Source organism: Flavobacterium helocola, from assembly GCF_038289885.1.
Lineage (GTDB): Bacteria > Bacteroidota > Bacteroidia > Flavobacteriales > Flavobacteriaceae > Flavobacterium > Flavobacterium cheniae.
Window position 1 is genome coordinate 70,884 of record NZ_JBBYHT010000002.1, and the last position, 17,791, is coordinate 88,674.

Annotated in this window: 20 protein-coding genes; 13 read left to right on the top strand and 7 right to left on the bottom strand. The window is 33.0% G+C overall.

Features of this window, described 5'->3' with window-relative positions; genetic code table 11:
• Nucleotides 1-21: 21 nt before the first annotated feature.
• Nucleotides 22-930, bottom strand: a complete 909-nt coding sequence (locus AAEO58_RS05210) for an AEC family transporter (RefSeq protein WP_341682519.1) — start codon at nt 928-930, stop codon at nt 22-24.
• Nucleotides 931-1,045: 115 nt separating this feature from the next.
• Here AAEO58_RS05210 and AAEO58_RS05215 point away from each other — a divergent pair, with 115 nt between their 5' ends.
• The 3 genes from AAEO58_RS05215 (at nt 1,046) to meaB (ending at nt 3,336) form a co-directional block, all read left to right on the top strand.
• Nucleotides 1,046-1,453, top strand: a complete 408-nt coding sequence (locus AAEO58_RS05215) for an Rrf2 family transcriptional regulator (RefSeq protein WP_341682520.1) — start codon at nt 1,046-1,048, stop codon at nt 1,451-1,453.
• Nucleotides 1,454-1,507: 54 nt separating this feature from the next.
• Nucleotides 1,508-2,155 (top strand): NAD(P)-dependent oxidoreductase, encoded by a 648-nt coding sequence (locus AAEO58_RS05220; RefSeq protein ID WP_341682521.1) that lies wholly within the window; start codon nt 1,508-1,510, stop codon nt 2,153-2,155.
• Between the two features lie 92 nt (nt 2,156-2,247).
• A complete protein-coding gene (meaB, locus tag AAEO58_RS05225; protein ID WP_341682522.1) occupies nt 2,248-3,336 on the top strand; it encodes a methylmalonyl Co-A mutase-associated GTPase MeaB in 1,089 nt (362 codons plus the stop codon).
• A 53-nt stretch (nt 3,337-3,389) separates the two neighbouring features.
• On the opposite strand, the gene AAEO58_RS05230 is transcribed toward meaB, so the two are convergent.
• The 6 genes from AAEO58_RS05230 to AAEO58_RS05255 form a co-directional block, all read right to left on the bottom strand.
• Nucleotides 3,390-3,620: a hypothetical protein gene (locus AAEO58_RS05230; protein ID WP_008253940.1), complete on the bottom strand. Its 231-nt coding sequence runs from the start codon at nt 3,618-3,620 to the stop codon at nt 3,390-3,392.
• A 26-nt stretch (nt 3,621-3,646) separates the two neighbouring features.
• Complete coding sequence (locus AAEO58_RS05235; protein ID WP_341682523.1) at nt 3,647-5,044, bottom strand: MATE family efflux transporter; 1,398 nt, start codon at nt 5,042-5,044, stop codon at nt 3,647-3,649.
• 100 nt (nt 5,045-5,144) lie between these two features.
• Nucleotides 5,145-5,846 (bottom strand): ABC transporter ATP-binding protein, encoded by a 702-nt coding sequence (locus tag AAEO58_RS05240; RefSeq protein ID WP_264550385.1) that lies wholly within the window; start codon nt 5,844-5,846, stop codon nt 5,145-5,147.
• A 304-nt stretch (nt 5,847-6,150) separates the two neighbouring features.
• Nucleotides 6,151-6,990: an O-methyltransferase gene (locus tag AAEO58_RS05245; protein WP_341682821.1), complete on the bottom strand. Its 840-nt coding sequence runs from the start codon at nt 6,988-6,990 to the stop codon at nt 6,151-6,153.
• Between the two features lie 98 nt (nt 6,991-7,088).
• The gene (locus AAEO58_RS05250) at nt 7,089-8,951 is read right to left on the bottom strand and encodes an ABC-F family ATP-binding cassette domain-containing protein (RefSeq protein ID WP_341682524.1); all 1,863 of its coding nucleotides are present in this window, start codon (nt 8,949-8,951) and stop codon (nt 7,089-7,091) included.
• Between the two features lie 98 nt (nt 8,952-9,049).
• Nucleotides 9,050-10,900, bottom strand: a complete 1,851-nt coding sequence (locus AAEO58_RS05255; protein ID WP_341682525.1) for a CocE/NonD family hydrolase — start codon at nt 10,898-10,900, stop codon at nt 9,050-9,052.
• 140 nt (nt 10,901-11,040) lie between these two features.
• On the opposite strand from AAEO58_RS05255, the gene AAEO58_RS05260 reads away from it, so the two are divergent.
• From AAEO58_RS05260 to rpmG, 10 genes are all read left to right on the top strand, one after another.
• On the top strand, nt 11,041-11,241 hold the full coding sequence (locus AAEO58_RS05260; RefSeq protein ID WP_341682526.1) for a hypothetical protein: 201 nt from the start codon (nt 11,041-11,043) through the stop codon (nt 11,239-11,241).
• A gap of 3 nt (nt 11,242-11,244) precedes the next feature.
• Nucleotides 11,245-11,553: a type II toxin-antitoxin system RelE/ParE family toxin gene (locus AAEO58_RS05265; protein ID WP_341682527.1), complete on the top strand. Its 309-nt coding sequence runs from the start codon at nt 11,245-11,247 to the stop codon at nt 11,551-11,553.
• A gap of 26 nt (nt 11,554-11,579) precedes the next feature.
• Nucleotides 11,580-12,704: a glycosyltransferase family 2 protein gene (locus AAEO58_RS05270; RefSeq protein WP_341682528.1), complete on the top strand. Its 1,125-nt coding sequence runs from the start codon at nt 11,580-11,582 to the stop codon at nt 12,702-12,704.
• 84 nt (nt 12,705-12,788) lie between these two features.
• On the top strand, nt 12,789-14,087 hold the full coding sequence (locus tag AAEO58_RS05275) for a dihydrolipoamide acetyltransferase family protein (protein ID WP_341682529.1): 1,299 nt from the start codon (nt 12,789-12,791) through the stop codon (nt 14,085-14,087).
• Nucleotides 14,088-14,168: 81 nt separating this feature from the next.
• Nucleotides 14,169-14,939 carry an exonuclease domain-containing protein gene (locus tag AAEO58_RS05280; protein WP_341682530.1) on the top strand — a complete coding sequence of 257 codons (771 nt, stop codon included), beginning with the start codon at nt 14,169-14,171 and terminating at the stop codon, nt 14,937-14,939.
• Nucleotides 14,940-15,012: 73 nt separating this feature from the next.
• Nucleotides 15,013-15,624 (top strand): fumarylacetoacetate hydrolase family protein, encoded by a 612-nt coding sequence (locus AAEO58_RS05285; protein WP_341682531.1) that lies wholly within the window; start codon nt 15,013-15,015, stop codon nt 15,622-15,624.
• Nucleotides 15,625-15,626: 2 nt separating this feature from the next.
• The gene (locus tag AAEO58_RS05290) at nt 15,627-15,971 is read left to right on the top strand and encodes a histidine kinase (RefSeq protein ID WP_133607835.1); all 345 of its coding nucleotides are present in this window, start codon (nt 15,627-15,629) and stop codon (nt 15,969-15,971) included.
• 42 nt (nt 15,972-16,013) lie between these two features.
• On the top strand, nt 16,014-17,261 hold the full coding sequence (locus AAEO58_RS05295; RefSeq protein WP_341682532.1) for a CinA family nicotinamide mononucleotide deamidase-related protein: 1,248 nt from the start codon (nt 16,014-16,016) through the stop codon (nt 17,259-17,261).
• Between the two features lie 79 nt (nt 17,262-17,340).
• Entirely contained in the window at nt 17,341-17,583 is a 243-nt protein-coding gene (rpmB, locus tag AAEO58_RS05300) for a 50S ribosomal protein L28 (RefSeq protein ID WP_008253904.1), read from the top strand.
• Nucleotides 17,584-17,604: 21 nt separating this feature from the next.
• Complete coding sequence (gene rpmG, locus AAEO58_RS05305) at nt 17,605-17,787, top strand: 50S ribosomal protein L33 (protein WP_008253902.1); 183 nt, start codon at nt 17,605-17,607, stop codon at nt 17,785-17,787.
• The last annotated feature ends 4 nt before the right edge of the window (nt 17,788-17,791 follow it).

Genomic DNA, 17,791 nt, shown 5'->3' on the forward strand with positions numbered 1-17,791 from the left:
CAAACTTAGTGTAACTTTGTGCTACAAACTCAGAACCCAATACCAAAAAGCTACCGTCAGCAACGACAGCGGAATTCCAATACCAATCATCATACTACTCAATTTGGGTTTTAATCCATAATTGGAAGCTAAAATCGCACCTGTTATCATTGGCGCCATTGCTGATTCCATAATTGAAACATCTATTTCTAAACCTTTTCCGCCTAATATGATTTTGTAAAGCAAGAAGAAAAAAGCGGGCATTAAAATCAATTTGAAAAATAATCCTAAAGTTAAAAAAGACCAATGTTTACTTCGTGTATCAATTTTTAATTGCAATCCAACGGCTACTAAAGCAACTGGAGTTACCGTATTTCCTATTCTTAAAAAGGAGTTTTGCAACGCTTCTGGAAATTCTAAAGTGAATATGGTACAGAAAAGTGCAATCGTAAACGCAATAAAAGGTGGGAACTTTACAATTTTCAATACGATTTCAGAAGTACTCAAATTACCTCTTGAAAAACTGGCAGCCACTAAAATACCTAAAGTCGTTACGACTACGAATGAACCGGGTTGGTCAACGATTATGGCGGTTTTTAATCCATCTGCACCATACAAAGCTTCGATAATTGGAAATCCTACGAAAGAAGTATTACTCAATCCACCAGTCAAAATTAAACATCCAATTAGCTTTTTCGACCATTTGAAATACGTCCCCAAAGCATAGAAAAACACAAACGATAATCCGAAACCTAACCACGCAATTCCTAACGGATAAAGTAAAGCGAGTGAAATTGTGATTTTCGGAATATAATATAACGCCAAAGCCGGAAGCGAAACGTAAATCACGTATTGATTCAAACTTTGATAGGCATTTTTAGGAAATTGCGGCACTTTTTGAAGCGCAACGCCCAAAATCAAGCATAAAAATAATAAAATGATGTTTTCCATGTACTCTAAATAGAATGCAAAATTACCACTATAAAATAAGGTTTTAAATTTTTAACGCTTTTTTAATGTTTTGTAATTATTTTTGTTTTAAATTTGTAACATAATTTATTACAGTATGATTTCAGGTAAGTTTGCAATATCAATTCACATTTTAACTTTACTGGCTAAGTTTCCAGATGATTATTTATCATCTGAATTTATTGCTAGTAGCATTAATTTGAATCCAGTTTTAGTGAGAAAGGAAATTGCTAATTTGAAAAAAAATCAAATTGTAATGAGTAAAGAAGGAAAAAATGGAGGTACTAAATTGAACGTTTCACCATCAAAAGTAACTTTGAAACAGATTTTTGAATCTACGTTTGAAGAAATAAGTTTGGGATATTCTAAGAATGAACCCAATCCGAAGTGCCCTGTTGGAAGAGAAATTAATCAAAATTTGAGTACGCTTTATACGAAATTAAACGATTCTGTTATGAAGCAACTTGAATCCACAACATTAGAAGAATTTGCTAATAAATTTTAGCTATTTTTTTAAATAAAACTGTAACATTTTTTATTACTATTAAATATTTATATTATGAAAATTGCACTTATTGGAGCCACTGGATTTGTTGGCTCAAACATTTTAAATGAATTAGCAAGGCGTAATCATGAAATTACAGCAATTGCAAGAAATTCAAAAGCGGAAGAATTACCAAATGTAACCTTTGTAAAAACTGACATTTTCAATATTGAAGAATTGTCAGAAGTTGTAAAAAATCATGATGTTGTTGTTAGCGCTTTCAATCCAGGATGGACGAATCCTAATATCTATGAAGATTTTATTTCAGGTTCTAAAGCAATTGTAGAAGGTGTCAAAAAATCAGGTGTTACACGTTTCATCACAATTGGTGGTGCAGGAAGTTTATTTGTTGCACCAAATTTGCAAGCAGTTGATACGCCTGATTTTCCAAAAGAAATTTACCCAGGTGCTTCTGCGGCAAGAGATTTTCTAAACCTTATTAAAGAAGAAAAAGAATTGGATTGGGCATTTTTTAGTCCAGCTTTTGAGATGCATCAAGGAATTACAACGGGAAGAACAGGAAAATATCGTTTAGGATTAGAAAATCCAGTTTTCGATGAAAATCAGAGAAGCATTTTATCGGGTGAAGATTTAGCAGTAGTAATTGCAGATGAAGTTGAACATCCAAAACATCATCAAATTCGATTTACAGCGGCTTATTAATTAAGAACTTTGTAAAGAAACAGTTTCATTGAGCAATTTGCTTTTTGAAACTGTTTTTGTTTTCCGTACTTTTACTTCTCGAAACAAACTAGATGGAAAAGCCAAGTGAACATAAATCTGCTTTAAAAGAAAAAGAAGGCGTTGCCCAACCTGAAACGTTGAGTACCGTTGTGGCAAGTCAAATTCAACAATTCCGAAGAAAACAACCTTCGGCAGATGAATTAATTGCTGGAATTTTAAAAGGAGATAAAATCGCTTTGAGTCGTGCGATTACTTTGGTTGAAAGTACCAATCCTGAACATTTAGCCAAAGCGAATGAAGTAATTAAAGGTTGTTTGCCAAATGCGAATCATTCGGTTCGTGTTGGAATTACAGGTGTTCCAGGTGTTGGAAAAAGCACTTTTATTGAAGCTTTTGGAAAATATTTAACTTCCATTGGAAAGAAAGTTGCCGTTTTAGCGGTTGACCCAAGTTCGTCCATTAGTCATGGAAGTATTTTAGGCGATAAAACTCGTATGGAAGAATTGGTAAAAGACGAGAATGCCTATATTCGACCAAGTGCTTCTGGCGATACATTAGGAGGCGTTGCTAGAAAAACCCGTGAGACTATTATTTTGTGTGAAGCTTGTGGATTTGATACGATTATTATTGAAACCGTTGGAGTAGGGCAAAGCGAGACCGCCGTTCACAGTATGGTCGATTTCTTTTTGTTGCTGAAAATTTCAGGTGCTGGCGATGAATTACAAGGCATTAAACGCGGCATCATGGAAATGGCGGACACTATCGTAATCAATAAAGCGGATGGCGATAATATTGCGAAAGCGAAATTAGCCAAAACGGAGTTCAATAGAGCGTTGCATTTATTTCCAGCCAAATCTTCGGGTTGGATTCCAAAAGTTACGACTTGTAGTGCTTATGAACAAACCGGAATTGATGCGATTTGGGACATTATTTCCGAGTATTTTGAATTGGTAAAATCCAATCATTATTTCGAAGAAAAACGCCAAAATCAAAATCAATTTTGGATGATGGAAACGATTAATGAACAATTGAAATCACATTTTTACAATCATCCGAATATCATTCAACTATTAGAAGAAAACAAAAAAGCCGTGCAAAACAATGAAATTTCACCTTTTGCAGCGGCTGTAAATTTATTGGAACAATATTTTAAAAAATAATTTTTAGTAGGGACAAGTCATTGACTTGTCGCTACGGGAATCATAATCAAAGATTATTCCTGCTCGTAACGTTCAATTTCTCTATCGTAGAATTCTCCAGCAATGGTAATTAAATGTTCCATTTCTGATTCTAATTCTTTTTCGTCTTCTTCTTCAATGTCTTCTAAAAATTCTACTTCGTCATCTTTCAAGTTGATTACGAATCTTGGATATTCTAAATGGATTACGAAAATATCTTCTGGAAAGTCGGTGTTATCTCCGATTACAAATTTTGGTAAGTTCATGTTTTTATGATTTTAATTTCTTCTTGTTATTGTAATTGAACTTGTTCTTGCGTTTGCACTTGAACCAGTTTTTTAGTCAAATAATTAAAGCGAATATACAAAAATATAGCTGCTGCTGTTAATCCAGCTAAAAGTCCAATCCAAACGCCAACTGCTTTTAATTCGGTTTCTAATCCTAAATAAATGGAGATAGGAAATCCAATTACCCAATACGCTACAAACGTAATATACATTGGAATTTTAGCATCTTGCAAACCACGAAGCGCACCTAAAACCACCACTTGCAGGCCATCTGAAATTTGAAAAACAGCAGCCACTAAAAGTAAATTAGCCGAAATAGCAATTACTTCTAGGTTTTCTGTTAGGTTTGTAACATCGTTAATATCTACAAAAATATAAGGTAAAGTGGTGTGTAAAGCCACAAATAGTAAAGCAAAAACAATTTCGATAACGATAGCTAATAAGAAAATGGATATCGCTACTTTTCGTAAGGTTACATAATCATTTAATCCTTTTTGGTTTCCAATACGAATCATTGCGGTAACGCTTAATCCCATGGCAAACATAAAGGTTAAAGAAGCTAAACTCAATGCAATTTGATTCGCTGCTTGACTTGTTGTTCCAATCATTCCACATAACCAAATGGCTCCTGTAAACAACGCCACTTCAAAGAACATTTGCATGGCAGAAGGCATCCCAATTTTAATGATTTTTTGGTTGACTTCTTTCTTAATTTCTTTCAAGCTAAATCCTTTAAAATACGGATGAAATTTTGGTTTTAAATTCATTATGTAGTGCATATACCCTAACATCACAAAACGCGAAACAATAGTTCCTACAGCGGCTCCAACGATGCCCCATTTTGGAAAAATCCATATTCCGTAGATTAAGAAGTAATTGATAACTACGTTGGTTAAATTTCCAATAATGGTTGCCCACATCGAATATTTAGTTTCACTCAAACCGTCTGCAAATTGTTTGTACGCTTGGTACATAATTAACGGAATCAACGAAAAACCAACGATATCTAAATACGGTTTTGCCATTTCTACTACTGCTTCGGGTTGTCCCATGTAAGCAATTAATGGTTTCGAAAAGAAAATTAAGGTAAATAAAGCAACACCTAAAATCGTACACAAATACAATCCGTGATGAAATGCAGAACGACCACCAGCTACATCATTTTTTCCATCTGATTCCGCTACTAAAGGTGTAATTGCAGTTGAAAATCCAATTCCTAATGACATGGCAATGAACACAAAACTGTTTCCTAATGACACCGCAGCTAATTCGGTTGGACCTAATTTTCCGACCATGATATTGTCTACAATTCCCACAACAGTATGACCTAACATTCCTAAAATAATAGGGTAGGCAAGTTTTAAGTTATATGAAAATTCTTTAGAGTAGTCGGAAAAAGTCATTTTGGCAATTTTGAGCAAAGGTAATAATTTGAAAAGGATTTCAATAAAAAACCTGACAGGATTCAGAATCTTGTCAGGTTAAACTATTTGTGAATTGAATTTACTTTTTAATATTTGGATTTATGGTATCGCTTTCGATAATTCCGTCACGTAAACGAATGATTCTGTGTGCGTAAGCTGCAATATCTTCTTCGTGAGTTACTAGAATTACAGTGTTTCCGTTGGCGTGAATTTCGTTGAATAAATTCATAATTTCCACCGAAGTTTTACTGTCTAAGTTTCCGGTTGGTTCATCGGCTAAAATAATGGATGGTTTGTTAACCAAAGCTCTCGCAACCGCCACACGTTGACGTTGACCACCCGAAAGTTGATTTGGTTTGTGATCCATTCTGTCGTTCAAGCCTACTTGTGTTAATACTTCAGTAGCACGTTCAACGCGTTCTGATTTGGAATGACCGGCATAAACCATTGGTAAAGCCACATTATCCAAAGCCGTTGTTCGTGGCATTAAGTTGAACGTTTGAAATACGAATCCAATTTCTTTATTACGAATTCCTGCCAATTCATCGTCTTGCATTTCACTAACGTGTTTTCCGTTCAAAATGTATGTTCCAGAAGTTGGTGTGTCTAAACAACCTAAAATGTTCATCAAAGTTGATTTTCCAGAACCTGAAGGTCCCATTAAAGCTACATATTCGCCTTTATTGATTTCTAAATCGATGCCTTTTAATACATATACGATTTCGTTTCCTAAAGGAAAATCTCTTTTGATATTGGTTATTTTGATTAACGGATTTGCCATAATGAAATTAGAATTTAGCCTCTCGACTTCGCTCGAGATTACAATATTATTGATGTAATACTCTAATAAGTAGAAAAAGAAAGGAATTTGTTACATAAATAAAGCAAAACAATGATTTAATTTATCATTAAATACAACCATTGACCAAATTTATATCCTGATTTAAACAAATAAATTATTCCCAATACAATAATAAAAGGAAGTATAAATTTGAAATATTTTGATTTAAAAAAAGAAGGATTTTCCATAATAACCAATTTATAGTTGTTTGATTATTAGTAAGAAAATATAAATTTTGTTACAACTAAAAACGAATTCTTTCAAACAAATGCGAACTAATCGTTTTATTAGTATTGATGATAAAATGTTCTTTTTCTTGTTCGGCTCTAAAAAAAACAATTCCCCATTGAAACGTATCAATTGTAACCGAAACCTTTGGATGATTTTTTATGATTTCCCAAGCCTCTTCCATATCGGCTGACCAATGAATATCATCAAAAATCCAAACAGAATCATTTGAAATGGTTGGAAGTAACGCTTCAAAATAATCTAAAGTAGCTTTTTTGGAATGATTGCCATCGAAATAGATTATGTGATGGGTGACAGGTGAAAGGTTAAGGGTTTTAAAATAGCTTGAAAATTCGGTATTAATAAATTCTATATTTTGAAAATTTGAATTTGTCTCGAAACTTCGGGATTGTAATTGTACTTGTGCTTGTTTTTGTGTGTTTGGACAACCTTCTAAAGTGATAATTTTCGCATTTGAATTTCCTAACGAAAGAGCCGAAGTAGCTAATCCTAATGAAGTACCAATTTCTAAAATGCTTTTGGGTTGAAAATAACGAACTATTCTAAAAAGTAGTTCAGCATTTTTTGGAGTAATTCCAGCGGTTTGCGCAATTTTTGAAATTTCTCTTGTATTCGATTTAAAAACTCGTGAACCTGCACCAAAATCTATTACTTCAATTGTGTTTTTGTTTTCTAAAAGCGATTTTCTATACGATTTTAAGGTTTCGTATTCTGGATACTTTGTGTTATCATAAAAACATTTCGTAACCAAATCAAACACAAATGGCGAATGTACTCCATGTTCGTTTTTGGAATGGAAAAGGAATTTTATGTAAGATTTTATTTGTTGTAGCACTAAGTTTCTCAAAGTTTGGCACAAAGTAACACAAAGAATTTATAAGAAAAAAAACTTAGTGAAACTTTGTGTAAAACGTGGTGTTACATTGTGAAACTTTATTCCATTTTAGAACTCAATTCAAACCATCGTTCTTCTTTTTCTTCTAAAGATTGAATAATTTTTTGTAATTCGTTTGCTTTCGCTTCAATCTTATCATCCAAAACTTTTCCGTCGGCGAATTCTTGTTCGATTTGTTTTTTATTGTATTCTAAATCTTTGATTTCTTTTTCAATTTTATTGAATTCCTTCTGTTCGTTGAAACTTAATCCGGTTGTAGCCGTTTGTTTTTCCTTCCAATTTGTTTTTTCAGTGCTTACCGAATTCAAAACTTTTGGTTCAGCTGAATCTTCATATGCTCTGAAATCTGAATAATTTCCAGGGAAATCTTCAATCTCACCTTCGCCTCTAAAAACAAATAAGTGATCGACAATTTTATCCATGAAATATCTATCGTGACTCACCACTAATAAACAACCAGGATAATCTAAAAGGAAACTTTCCAATACATTTAACGTAACAATATCTAAGTCATTCGTAGGTTCATCCAAAATCAAGAAATTTGGATTTTGAATTAAAACCGTACATAAATACAAACGTTTCAATTCGCCACCACTTAATTTTTCTACGAAATCGTATTGTTTTTTGGCATCAAATAAAAAGCGTTCCAATAATTGCGAAGCCGAAATAATTTTTCCTTTCGTCAACGGAATATATTCGCCATATTCTTTGATGATATCAATAACTTTTTGCCCTGGTTTTGGATTGATACCACTTTGGGTGTAATAACCAATTTTAATCGTATCACCAATAATTACTTTACCTGAGTCCGGTTGAATCGTTTGCGTTAAAATATTTAAAAAAGTCGATTTTCCTGTTCCGTTTTTGCCAATAATTCCAATGCGTTCACCACGTTGAAACGAATAGCTGAAATCTTTTAAAATGGTTCTATCAGGAAAGTCTTTGTTCAATTTTACCATTTCGATAATCTTGCTTCCCATACGCTCCATGTTGATTTCGAGCTCTACTACATTTTCTTTTCTTCGGCTTTCTGCTTTTTCTTTAATCACGTAAAAATCATCTTGACGCGATTTCGATTTGGTAGTTCGTGCTTTTGGTTGACGACGCATCCAAGCCAATTCTTTTACGAATAAGTTTTGTGCTTTGTCGATACTCGCATTTTCAGAAGCCAAACGTTCTTCTTTCTTTTCTAAATAATACGAATAATTGCCTTTGTATTGGTATATTTTTCCGTTGTCTAATTCGATAATTTCGTTACAAACTCGTTCCAAAAAGAAACGGTCGTGCGTTACCATAAACAACGTTATGTTTTCTTTTGCAAAATAATCTTCTAACCATTCAATCATTTCTAAATCAAGATGATTGGTTGGCTCGTCTAAAATCAATAAATCAGGTTTACTAATCAAAATAATCGCTAACGAAAGTCTCTTTTTTTGTCCACCCGACATGTTTTTGACTTTCATTTTCAAGTCTTCCAACTTTAGCTTGTATAGAATTTGCTTGAATTGCGTTTCAAAATCCCAAGCATTATGTCGGTCCATATCGTCAAAAGCTCTTTGATACGCTTCTTCATCATTCGGATTTTCTAAAGCTTTTTCGTAGCGTTCAATTACTTTCAGAATTTCATTATCCGAAGCAAAAATATTTTCCTCAATAGTTAATTCGTCTTGCAAATTATTGTTTTGCGACAAAAACGCCATGTTGATTTCTTTTCGAATCACCACTTGACCTGTATCTGGTTCGTCTAAACCATTAATCATGTTCATAATGGTGGTTTTTCCCGAACCGTTTTTAGCGATAAAAGCAATTTTTTGATCTTTATTAATTCCAAACGAAACGTTGTCAAACAACACACGTTCGCCATAAGATTTGGAGATATTTTCGACTGATAAGTAATTCATAATACAATTTAGAGCTGCAAAAATAGTTTATTGTAACAGATGAAACAATCTTTTGGAATTAAATAAAAAAGCCATCATTTCTGACAGCTTTGGTTTTGTTATTTTAAAATTTCTACTTCTAAATGACTTTCTTCAAAGATTTTAATAAAAGCCTTAGTGTAATCTTGTTTTTCTGACAAGTAAGGGTTTTCTAAAAACTTCTGAGGATTAACAGCAATTAATGGATACCAAGTGCTTTGTACTTGAATTTGAATTTTATGTCCTTTTTTGAAAGTATGTAAAACATCTTGTAATCTAAAATTAACTTCCGTAGTTGCGTTTGGAGTTAAAGGTTCTGGTTTTTCGAAACTATTTCTAAAACGTGCTGGCATTACCTCGCTTCGCACCATTTGGTGATAGTTGGCATAAAGTACATTTGGTTTGTCTTTATTTTGAGGTTCGTCAGCTGGATAAATATCGATTAATTTTACGATAAAATCTCCATCTGTTGCAGTTGAAGCAATTTTTAACTTAGCCATAATTTCTCCAGCTAATGTAATATCTTCCGTTAAATAATCTGTTGTAAAAGTAACTACATCAGGTCGGCTCAAGGCAAATCTTTGGTCTTCGCTCATGTAATTTCTGGGTGTGAAACCGTTATATTCAGCATAATTGACACTACTTGGAACAGGATTGTTTGGATCGCTGTAGTATTCACTGAAATTAGTATTTACGCTTTTTTTGGTTTCTAATTTTCCATTTGAACTTAGATAAAAATTCAGTTTTGTGCTTTCTTTTGGAGGCCAATTTTCAAATGTTTTCCATTCTTTTCTTCCTGTATCAAACATGTAAGCTTCGGGAAGTTGTGCAGCTTCTTTTGATTTTTCTTTCAAATAGTGATTGAAGAATTTATGTTCGATGTTTTTTTGATAGAATGTAGCGATACTATCTCCAAAATAAACATCGTTGTGATAGTGTTTTCCAGCTTCTCTCGACCATCCGCCGTGAGAGAAAGGTCCCATTACAATTGTGTTTTTTGCTTTAGGATTATTTTTTTCAATTGTTTTATAAATGTTCAATGGTCCAGCTAAGTCTTCTGCATCGTACCATCCACCAACAGTCATAACTGCGTGATCGATTCCTTTTAAATGGGGTAACAAATTTCTAGATTTCCAGAAGTCATCGTAATTAGGATGATTTACAATTTCTTGCATAAAAAAATTGTCTTTGTAATATTTATCAACCGCTTCTTTTAAAGTTCCAATTTCTTTATAAAAAATAGAACCATCTCTTGAAGTTGTTTTGATGGATTGGTCAGAATACCAAGCTTTATTTTCAGGTTTAGTTTTTTGAACTCCAAAAACAGGGAAAGTTTTGAAATATCCCATTAAAAAAGCACCATTATGATGAAAATCATCAAAAAAGAAATCGGAAATTGGTGCTTGCGGAGATGATGCTACTAATGCAGAATGATTGGCTAAAGTTCCTACCGCAGTATAAAATCCGGGATATGAAGTTCCATACTGTCCGACTTTTCCATTATTGTTTTTAATGTTTTTGATCAACCAATCAATCGTGTCGTAAGTATCAGTACTTTCATCAGTATCTTTCTTGCTTTTTTGAATAACTTGAGGTGTCATATTTGTAAAAGTTCCTTCACTCATATATCTTCCTCTCACATCTTGGTAAACAAAAATGTATTTATCTTTTTGTAAAAACACATTTGGTCCTAATGATTTTTTATAATTATCCTCACCATAAGGGGCAACACTATAACAAGTTCTTTGCATCAAAATAGGATACTTTTTGCTAGAAGAAATGTCTTTAGGAGTATAAATGGCAGTAAAAAGTTTTGTACCATCTCTCATTGAAATATAAACTTCTTTTTTGTCGTAATTAGCTTTTATATCCTCTTGCGAGAAAATAGAAAATGATGTTAAAAATAAAATTAAGGTAATTATATTTTTCATGAAATGGGTTTTAAGTTTTCGAAGATATTAAGTTTTTGTTCAATAAAAAAAGAAGGATTAATTTTAAATTCAGATTTAAAATATTTGTAACATATATAATGAATCTATAATAATTTGTAACTTTGTAAAAATGCATTTTTATGACTTCTAAAAAGAAAAATAAAATAGAAGAACCAGCAGAAGCTTACGAAGTAACTCCAAAAAATGAGTTGACTTCTGAGGAATTACATCCTGTTTTAGTTCAAATGCTTGAAATTGGACTCAAACAAATTGAATTGGGACAAACAAAACCTCATGACCAAGTTATGTCAGAAATGAAGAAAAAATACAATTTCAAATGAATAATGTATTCGATTCATTGGTCAAAATTAGCAGAAATTACTTTTTCTGAAGAAATGGATTTTATTTTTGAAAAATGGAATCAAAAAGAAGTTGATAAATTTGGACTTTTAGTTCAAAATTCTCTTCAATCAATTTCTGAAAATCCAAAAATTGGGAAAAGTGAATCTGAAAATCAAGTGTATTCTTTTGTGATTTCAAAACAAACGACCATTTACTTTAAAATTTCAGAAATTGAATTAAGAGTTGATTTAATTCTATTTTGGAACAATAAGAAAAATCCAATTTTACTTGATAAATATCTAAACTATTAGGATAAAATTCTTGTTATATTTGCCCAATGCAACTATCCGTAATCATTCTCAACTACAACGTCCGCTACTTTTTAGAGCAATGTGTTTTCAGTGTTCAAAAAGCATTGGAAGGCATTGATAGTGAAATTATTGTTATTGATAATGCTTCTTCTGATGCTAGTTGTGAGATGATGAAAACCAAATTCCCGCACATCAAACTCATTGAAAACGCAGCTAATTTAGGTTTTCCAAAAGGAAATAACATCGGAGTTGCTCAAGCCAAAGGCGAATACATTTGTATTTTGAATCCTGATACCGTTGTTGCGGAAGATACTTTTTTTAAAATTTTAAACTCCCAACTCGTAACTCGTATCTCCCAACTGGGAATAATCGGTTGTAAATTAATCGACGGTGCTGGAAATTTCCTTCCCGAAAGCAAACGTGGAGTTCCAACCCCTAGGGTCGCTTTTACGAAAATCTTCGGATTGTATAAAATTTCGGATTATTTCGGAAAATATTATGCCCAACATTTATCTGAAAACGAATCAGGGAAAGTCGATATTTTAGTTGGCGCTTTTATGGTAATGAAACGCGAATTGTATCTCGAAGTTGGTGGGTTTGATGAAAATTGCTTTATGTATTCGGATGATATAGATTTGAGTTATTTGGTGTTGAAAACAGGTAAATCGAATTATTACTTTCATGAAACTTCGGTGATTCATTACAAAGGTGAAAGTACAGTACGAGATGGAACCTATATGAAACGTTTCCGTGAAGCGATGCAATTTTTCTATAAAAAACACTTCAAGAAATCATGGTTTTTTGATGTTATGATGCAAGTAGGAAGTTTTGTTTTTAGTCTTTTGAAGAAGAATCAACAAAAGAATGAAGTTCGGATTATTGATGAATATGTCGTTTTTTCAAGAGAAAATTTAGAATTGAACCTATCAAAAAAAGCAACTTATTTGTCTGATTTTAATCAATTTGAGAACCAATCGCATAAAAACATTGAAATAATTTTCGACACTACTACTTTTAGTTTTGCTGAAATTATTACTTTTATGCAGTTAAATAAGAGTAAAAATCTAAGTTTCAAGAATTATATTTCGAGTTCGAATTACTTAATAGGAAGCAATAATTCTAACGATAGAGGACAAATAATTTTATTGTAAAAAATTATTGAATTGTTTAAAAAACGAACGAAAAATTAGTATTTTTGCAAACCAAATACAAAAACACAACTTTAGTTTAAAGATATGGCAAAGTTTGAATTGAAATTACCTAAAATGGGTGAAAGTGTTGCAGAGGCAACAGTTACTAACTGGTTAAAAAAAGTTGGTGATAAAATTGAAATGGATGAAGCAGTACTTGAAATTGCTACTGATAAAGTAGACAGTGAGGTGCCTTCAGAAGTTGCAGGAACACTTGTTGAAATTTTATTTAATACCGATGATGTAGTTCAAGTGGGACAAACAATCGCTATTATCGAAACGGAAGGTGGTGCCGTTGCAGCAACTCCAGAAGTTAAAGCAGACGCTCCAGTTGCAGTTGCAGAAGTAGCAAAAGCAGTAGAAGTAGCAAAAGAAACTGTTGCTTCAGCTGATTTTTCAGCATCTGATAAGTTCTTTTCGCCTTTAGTGAAAAACATCGCAAAAGAAGAAGGAATTTCATTAGCAGAATTAGAAGCAATTGCTGGTTCTGGTAAAGATGGCCGTGTAAACAAAGAAGATTTATTAAATTATATCAAAAATAGAGGAAGTCAGCCTGCAGTTGTTGCAACTCCAGTGGCGGCTCCAAAAGCAACTCCAGCTCCAGTAGCACAAGCCGTTCCGGTTTCTGTAAATGGTGGTGACGAGATTGTAGAGATGGACAGAATGCGTAAGTTGATTTCGGGTTACATGGTAGCTTCGGTACAAACTTCGGCTCACGTACAATCGTTCATTGAAGTAGATGTTACGAACATCGTAAAATGGAGAGATAAAGTGAAAGCTGCTTTTGAAAAGAGAGAAGGTGAGAAACTAACTTTTACTCCAATTATGATGGAAGCGGTGGCAAAAGCTTTGAAAGATTTCCCAGGAATGAATATTTCAGTTGATGGAGATTATATCATCAAACGTAAAAATATCAACTTAGGAATGGCGGCAGCTTTACCAAACGGAAACTTAATTGTTCCTGTAATTAAAAATGCTGATCAATTAAACTTAGTTGGAATGGCGAAAGCGGTTAACGATTTAGGAAACCGTGCAAAGGCAGGGAAATTAAAACCAGACGATACGCAAGGTGGAACTTATACAGTTACGAATGTGGGAACTTTTGGTTCTGTTTTTGGAACGCCAATTATCAACCAACCACAAGTAGGTATTTTAGCTTTAGGAGCGATTAGAAAAGTACCAGCTGTTATTGAAACTCCAGAAGGTGATTTCATTGGAATCCGTCAAAAAATGTTCTTATCACACTCTTATGATCACAGAGTTGTTGATGGAGCGTTAGGAGGAAGTTTTGTAAAACGTGTTGCAGATTATTTAGAAGCTTTTGATGTAAACAGAGATTTCTAAACTGAAAATAAATTTATAAGTAAACCCGATAGTTTTTAAAAGCTGTCGGGTTTTTCTATCTTTGTCTTATATAAAATCGCTATGGAATTAAAATTAACACGCCCAATCTGCTTTTTCGACCTTGAAACCACTGGAATTGATGTTGCTAGAGACCGAATTGTAGAAATCTCAATATTTAAAGTATACCCAAACGGAAATAAGGAAAGTAAAACTTGGTTGGTAAATCCTACGATTCCAATTCCGCCACAAACCACTGCGGTGCACGGAATTACCGATGAAAAAGTAGCTAATGAACCCACATTTAAAGAGTTAGCAACGCAAGTTCATAACATGATTAAAGATTCTGATTTGGCTGGATTTAATTCCGATAGATTTGATATTCCGCTTTTGGCAGAAGAATTATTGCGTGCCGAAGTTGATTTTGATATGAAAAACCGAGTTTCTGTTGATGTACAAACGATTTTCCACAAAATGGAAGAACGTACTTTGAGTGCAGCATACAAATTCTATTGCGGACAAACTTTAGAAAACGCGCACAGTGCTGAAGCTGATACGATGGCAACCTATGAAATCTTAAAATCACAATTGGATCGATATGAGAATTTAGAAAATGATATGAAATCGTTATCTGAATTTACAACGCGTAAAAAATCAGTTGATTTTGCTGGATTCATTGCTTTGAATAACGAAGGAAAAGAAATTTTTACCTTTGGAAAACATAAAGGTGCTTTGGTAGATGATGTTTTTGATAAAGAACCAGGTTATTTTGGATGGATTCAAAACGCTGATTTTCCACTTTATACGAAAAAAGTACTGACAGGAATTAAATTAAGAAAGTTAAATACTAAATAAGGTGAAAGGTAATGGGTAAAAGTTAAAAGGTTCTACCCATTGCCCTTAACCATTTACCCTTAACCTAAAAAAAATGAAAATAATCTGCATAGGTCGAAATTACGCCGACCATATTTCGGAGTTGAATAATGAAAGACCAACAGAACCGGTAATCTTTATGAAACCTGATTCTGCAATTTTGCCAAATAAGAATCCATTTGTGATTCCGGCTTTCAGTAATGATATTCATCATGAAGTAGAAATTTTGGTTAAGATTTGTAAAGTTGGGAAGCATATCGACGCTAAATTTGCTCATAAATATTATGAAGAAATTGGTTTAGGAATAGATTTTACCGCTCGAGATGTGCAAAGTAGACTGAAAGAGAAGGGGTTGCCTTGGGAAAAAGCAAAGGCATTTGACCATTCAGCGGTAATTGGAAGCTTTACATCGAAAAAAAATTATACTTCGTTAGAAAATATTAACTTTGAGTTAAAATCAAATGGAACCACCGTTCAGGAGGGTAATACTAGTTTGATGTTGTGGAAAATAGATGAGTTAATAGCTTATGTTTCGCAATATTTTACGTTAAAAATTGGAGATATTATTTTTACAGGTACTCCAAAAGGTGTTGCAAAAGTTACCGAAGGTGATGTTTTGGAAGGTTTTATAGAAGGAAAATCGATGTTTAAAATTCAAATCAGATAGTTATGGCATTACAATACAATTTAGCGAAGGTTTATGAAATTTCTGAAAACGATATTGAATTTGCATTGCAAATCGTAACCTTATTTTTTGAAGAGGTTCCGGCTGAAATAAAATCCATCAAAGTAGCTATCGAAGAAAAAGACTACACTAGAACTTATGCTTCTTGCCATAAAATAAAACCGACTTTAGATTTATTAGGAATGGATTTAGCTTATGAAGAGAATATTCAAATCATGACTTGGGCAAAAGCCGAAGGTAAAAGAAAAGAAATTAAAGAAGTATTCAAATCGTTAAAAAGCAGAATTGATTTAGCAGTAAAAGAAATAAAAAAAGATTTCAAGTTGTAACATTCTGTTTTTTTAAATTCCCCAATCTATTAAATATTCAAAATGAAAGCTGCTATAGTAACCATTGGCGATGAAATTCTTATTGGCCAAATTGTCGATACGAATTCTTCTTATATTGCCAAAGCTCTTGATAAAATCGGAATTGCAACGCATGAAATGTTGTCGATTTCAGATGATAAACAACATATTTTAGACACTTTTAATTCGCTTCAAAATAAAGTAAACGTAGTTATCGTAACTGGTGGATTAGGTCCAACAAAAGACGATATTACTAAGAAAACTTTTTGCGATTATTTTGAAGATACTTTAGTGGAAAATGAAGCCGTTTTGTTGCATGTAAAATCTATTATTGAAGGGATTTATAAGCGACCAATTACACAAATTAATAGAGAGCAAGCCTTGGTTCCAACTAAAGCAAAAGTGCTTTTCAATCAAGCAGGAACAGCGCCAGGAATGTGGATGGAAAAAGAGAAAACCGTATTTATTTCTTTGCCTGGAGTTCCATATGAAATGAAGTATTTGGTTGATAACGAGGTAATTCCAAATTTAGTACAAAAATTTGAGCGTCCTTATATTGTTCATCAAACGATTATGACTTACGGTCGTGGCGAAAGTATGATTGCCGAACAAATTGAAGAATGGGAAGATAATTTACCCGATTTTATAAAACTTGCTTATTTGCCAAGTCCTGGAAAAGTTCGGTTGCGATTAACCGCTAGAGGAACGAATGAAGAACTGTTGAAAAGTGAAATAAAACTCCAAGTTGAAAAGCTCGATTTGTTAATTCATGATATAATTGTAGGGTACAACGAAGACGAACCTATTGAAGTAGTTTTAGGAAGGTTGTTAACTGAAAAAAAGGTAACAATTTCAACAGCGGAAAGTTGTACGGGTGGGAAAATTGCTGCAACTTTGTCTTCAGTTTTTGGAGCATCAAATTATTTTAAGGGAAGTGTTGTAAGTTATGCCACTCAGACTAAAATAAATGTGCTAGGGATTGCTAATGAGGTTATTGCAAAATATGGAGTTGTAAGTGCAGAAGTTGCTACTGAAATGGCAAAATCAGCGCAAAAAATAATGAATTCTGATTTTGCAATTGCTACCACAGGAAATGCTGGTCCAACGAAAGGTGATGAATCTGCAGAATTAGGAACGGTTTTCATTGCGGTTGCTACACCAAATGAGGTTTTTGTTGAAGAATTTAATTTTGGTCAACCTCGCGAAAAGGTTATTGATAGGGCGGTTAGTAAAGCATTAGAATTAATTTATAAAGAAATTTTAAAAAAATAATAAAAGATAGTTGTGTATATGAAATCGATTTTGTTTCTTTGCACCCTGATTTTAGATAACGAAATAAAGCTGAATAATAATGTCAAGAGTTTGTGAACTTACAGGTAAAAGAGCAATGGTAGGGAACAATGTTTCTCACGCTATGAACAAAACGAAGAGAAAATTCTCTGTTAACTTAGTAAAAAAACGTTTTTACATTCCTGAAGAAGATAGATGGGTAACGTTGAAAATTTCAACTGCTGCATTAAAAACTATTAATAAAAATGGAATTGCTGCTGTATTGAAAAATGCAAAAGCAAACGGATTTGTAAAATCTGTATAATCCGCAATAATATATATCAAAATGGCAAAGAAAGGTAATAGAATCCAAGTTATTTTAGAATGTACTGAGCACAAAACTTCTGGAGTTCCAGGAACGTCTCGTTACATTACTACGAAAAACAAAAAAAACACTCCAGATAGATTAGAGATTAAAAAATTTAATCCAATCTTGAAAAGAGTAACTGTACATAAAGAAATTAAATAAGATA

Coding starts and splice junctions, on each gene's coding strand:
- AAEO58_RS05210 (WP_341682519.1), bottom strand. CDS start 930: ATGGAAAACATCATTTTATTATTTTTATGCTTGATTTTGGGCGTTGCG.
- AAEO58_RS05215 (WP_341682520.1), top strand. CDS start 1,046: ATGATTTCAGGTAAGTTTGCAATATCAATTCACATTTTAACTTTACTG.
- AAEO58_RS05220 (WP_341682521.1), top strand. CDS start 1,508: ATGAAAATTGCACTTATTGGAGCCACTGGATTTGTTGGCTCAAACATT.
- meaB (WP_341682522.1), top strand. CDS start 2,248: ATGGAAAAGCCAAGTGAACATAAATCTGCTTTAAAAGAAAAAGAAGGC.
- AAEO58_RS05230 (WP_008253940.1), bottom strand. CDS start 3,620: ATGAACTTACCAAAATTTGTAATCGGAGATAACACCGACTTTCCAGAA.
- AAEO58_RS05235 (WP_341682523.1), bottom strand. CDS start 5,044: ATGACTTTTTCCGACTACTCTAAAGAATTTTCATATAACTTAAAACTT.
- AAEO58_RS05240 (WP_264550385.1), bottom strand. CDS start 5,846: ATGGCAAATCCGTTAATCAAAATAACCAATATCAAAAGAGATTTTCCT.
- AAEO58_RS05250 (WP_341682524.1), bottom strand. CDS start 8,951: ATGAATTACTTATCAGTCGAAAATATCTCCAAATCTTATGGCGAACGT.
- AAEO58_RS05255 (WP_341682525.1), bottom strand. CDS start 10,900: ATGAAAAATATAATTACCTTAATTTTATTTTTAACATCATTTTCTATT.
- AAEO58_RS05260 (WP_341682526.1), top strand. CDS start 11,041: ATGACTTCTAAAAAGAAAAATAAAATAGAAGAACCAGCAGAAGCTTAC.
- AAEO58_RS05265 (WP_341682527.1), top strand. CDS start 11,245: ATGTATTCGATTCATTGGTCAAAATTAGCAGAAATTACTTTTTCTGAA.
- AAEO58_RS05270 (WP_341682528.1), top strand. CDS start 11,580: ATGCAACTATCCGTAATCATTCTCAACTACAACGTCCGCTACTTTTTA.
- AAEO58_RS05275 (WP_341682529.1), top strand. CDS start 12,789: ATGGCAAAGTTTGAATTGAAATTACCTAAAATGGGTGAAAGTGTTGCA.
- AAEO58_RS05280 (WP_341682530.1), top strand. CDS start 14,169: ATGGAATTAAAATTAACACGCCCAATCTGCTTTTTCGACCTTGAAACC.
- AAEO58_RS05285 (WP_341682531.1), top strand. CDS start 15,013: ATGAAAATAATCTGCATAGGTCGAAATTACGCCGACCATATTTCGGAG.
- AAEO58_RS05290 (WP_133607835.1), top strand. CDS start 15,627: ATGGCATTACAATACAATTTAGCGAAGGTTTATGAAATTTCTGAAAAC.
- AAEO58_RS05295 (WP_341682532.1), top strand. CDS start 16,014: ATGAAAGCTGCTATAGTAACCATTGGCGATGAAATTCTTATTGGCCAA.
- rpmB (WP_008253904.1), top strand. CDS start 17,341: ATGTCAAGAGTTTGTGAACTTACAGGTAAAAGAGCAATGGTAGGGAAC.
- rpmG (WP_008253902.1), top strand. CDS start 17,605: ATGGCAAAGAAAGGTAATAGAATCCAAGTTATTTTAGAATGTACTGAG.